Genomic DNA, 2,787 nt, shown 5'->3' with positions numbered 1-2,787 from the left:
CCCGGTCAGGCCCTGGGCGTCGCCGCGCACGAACATCCCGACATTCATGTTGCCGGAGTTGCCGATACCGGTGTTGATGTCCCCGGAGTTACCGATACCGGTGTTGAGGTTGCCGGTATTGAACCAGCCGGTGTTGGTGTCCCCACCGTTGAAGTCACCGCTGTTGAAGCTGCCCTCGTTGAAACTTCCGGTGTTGTAGCTGCCCCGGTTACCGATACCGGTATTGAAATTGCCCGGATTGAACAGACCGGTGTTGGCGGTGCCGGAGTTGCCGATACCGGTGTTGTAACTGCCGGTATTGAACAACCCGGAGTTACCCACCCCTTCATTGAAAATGCCGCGCAAATCAACACCGGAATTGCCGATCCCGACGTTGCCGTTACCGGTGTTGAAGAACCCGACGTTGTTATCCCCGGTATTACCGAACCCGATATTGCCGGTACCGGTATTGCCGAAGACATCGGCGGCCAGCGCTTCGGCCGTGCCATGGTTGATGCTCAGCAGACTGTTCAGCTTGGCCGACAAACCCGTCCCACTGAGCACGCTACTAATCGCCGGGCTGCTCAACAGGCCACCCAGATGCCCCGAGCTGAGCAGGCTGCTCACCGACGGACTACTGAGCAGCGTGCTGACCGCCGGGCTGCTCAACACGGCGCTCACCGCCGGGCTACTCAACAACGTGCTCACCGCCGGGGCGCTCAACAGATCACTGACCGACGGGCTGCTGAACTGACTGACGAACGCCTCCGAACTCACCCAGGCGTTAAACACCGGCGAACTCGACAAGCTGGTCAGCACACTCTGCAGGCCACCGTGGGAGTTGACGTAACTGGTGATCTGATTCAGCGAGAAGTTGCCCCACGGCGTCGACACCGTCTGCGCGGCCGCACTCGCCCCGCCCGTACCCACACCCCACTGCGCCAACAAGCTACCCAGGCTGCCGCCGTTGCTCAGGTGCACACCACTGAGCAGCCCACTGACCGTCGGGTTGCTCAACAACCCACTCAACGCCGGACTGCTCAACACACTGCCCACCGACGGACTGCTCAACACCGCACTCACCAACGGGCTGCTCAACACCGCACCCACCGCCGGACTGCTCAACACCGCGCTCACCGCAGGGCTGCTCAACAAAGCGGTCACCCCAGAACCGCTCAACTGGCTGGCCAACGCACCCGAATCCACCCACGCGGTAAACGCCGACGAGTTCGACAAGTTGGTCAACACGGCCTGCAAACCACCGTGAGAGTTCACGTAATTGGTGATCTGGTTCAACGAGAAATTGCCCCACGGCGTCGACAACGCCGCCGCCGCACTCGGCCCACCCGTACCCACACCCAACTGGGTCAGCGCAGCACTCACGTCGCCAGTGCTCAGGTTCAGGCTGGACAACAGACTGCTCACCGACTTGCTACTCAGTAGGCTGCTCAAGCTCCTACCGCTCAACAAGCTGCTCACCGGCGGGCTGCTCAGCAAGCCGCTCACCACCGGACTGCTCAACAAGCCGCTCAGGCCGCCAGTGCCGATCACGCTGCTCAAGACGCCGCTACTCAAAACGCTACCCAGGCCACCGGTCGGCAGACCCGTCACCAGCGACTGCACGTTCGAGCCGCCGAAGTGACCCCACGAGCCGAAGCTGTGACGACCCCAGTGGCCGGCGGCCGCCGTAGCCCCGGTGCCGAAACCACTCAGGTTGTGCAGGTTCAGGTTGACGAAGTTCCCGGTAGCCAGACGCAAACCACCCAGCACACCGCCCAGGTTCAAACCACCCAGCAGGCTACCCAGCTTCAGCCCACCCAGATTCCCCGAACTCAGACCCGCCAGGACGGCCTTGACGTTGCCACCACCGGCGCCGGCCAAACCGGACAGCTGCGAGACCGCCGCACTGAGCACACCGCCCGCACCGGCCAACTGACCCAACGGCAACTTGGTGAACGGTGTCAGCGCCGCCGCGGCCGCCGACGCGCCGCCGTGATAGCTCAACATCGCGGCGATGTCCTGAGCCCAGAACTCCTCGTAGACAGCCTCCGCCGCCGCGATCGCCGGCGCGTTCTGTCCGAAGATGTTCGACAACACCAGCGACACGAACGAATTGCGGTTGCCCGAGATGACCGCCGGATGAACGATCATCGACCGCGCCGCCTCATACACCGAGACCACGGTCCGGGCCTGCGAGGCCGCCTGCTCGGCCGCCGCACCCGCCGCACTCAACCACGCCGCATACGGCGTCGCCGCCGACCTCATCGCCACCGACGCCGGGCCCTGCCAGTACCCGTCAACGAGTCCGGAAGTCACCGACTCGAAAAAGGATGACGCCGAACCCAATTCGGAAGCCAACCCAGACCAGCCCGCCGCCACACTCAGCAACGGCGCCGACCCGGCGCCGGCAAGAATCCGCGCTGAATTGATCTCGGGTGGCAAAGTCAAAAAGCTCACCGGCTCAGACCTCTTCCTTACATTGCAGGAAAGTTTTTCTGGGGTTGTAGGTGCTGCAGAACAACGCTCGGCTGTCCGGGGCGGGAAGGCACATCATCAGCCGGCCACCCAGTCCGCCAGCGTCGCCTGCAGCGCACTGATCTGGTCGTTCCAGAAGCCGGAGACCTGGCTGCCGATGTTGCCGACGCCGGAGATGAACGCCGCGCCGTTGACTGTGCTGGTGTTGGCGAAGCCCGAGATGGCGTCGCCCAGGTTCTGGAAGCCCGAGAGCAATGAACCGGAGTTGTACCAGCCCGAGGTCAGGGCCCCGTTGGCGTTGGCGAAGCCCGAACTCAGATCGCTGGAGTTGAA

General features: G+C 63.4%; 2 protein-coding genes. Both read right to left on the bottom strand.

The window, feature by feature from the left end; genetic code table 11:
- On the bottom strand, positions 1 to 2,436 hold a 2,436-nt coding region (locus AO501_RS12905; RefSeq protein ID WP_231752470.1), incomplete at its 3' end, for a PPE family protein.
- Between the two features lie 96 nt (positions 2,437 to 2,532).
- Positions 2,533 to 2,787: hypothetical protein (locus AO501_RS37975; RefSeq protein WP_197419832.1), on the bottom strand; the 255-nt coding region annotated here is incomplete at its 5' end.

This window comes from Mycobacterium gordonae (genome assembly GCF_001417955.2).
GTDB lineage: Bacteria > Actinomycetota > Actinomycetes > Mycobacteriales > Mycobacteriaceae > Mycobacterium > Mycobacterium gordonae_B.
This window is presented reverse-complemented; position numbering and strand designations above follow the sequence as displayed.